1 protein-coding gene is annotated in these 223 nt (G+C 49.8%); it reads right to left on the bottom strand.

Annotated features, from left to right (window positions below; genetic code table 11):
• The coding region (locus tag AAC855_RS21850; RefSeq protein WP_340612149.1) for a transposase at positions 1-223 on the bottom strand (223 nt) is incomplete at both ends.

The following is a 223-nucleotide window of genomic DNA, read 5'->3' as shown; positions in this document are numbered from 1 at the left end:
GCTGGGGATCTGGACTTGCATGCCTTGCTGTTCAGCTTTTTCTACTATGGCATTACTATCATAGCCCCTGTCCGCCAAAAGATGCTCTGCATCGAGCCCTTCAATTAGGCGTTCAGCTTGCGAACAATCCGCTGTGGTACCGCTTGTAATAACCATTCTGACTGGCATACCATGCGCATCCACGGCCAAATGTATCTTGGTATTGAGCCCCCTTTTGTGATCC

The organism is Xenorhabdus bharatensis (genome assembly GCF_037996705.1).
Taxonomy (GTDB): Bacteria; Pseudomonadota; Gammaproteobacteria; order Enterobacterales; family Enterobacteriaceae; genus Xenorhabdus; species Xenorhabdus bharatensis.
This window is presented reverse-complemented; position numbering and strand designations above follow the sequence as displayed.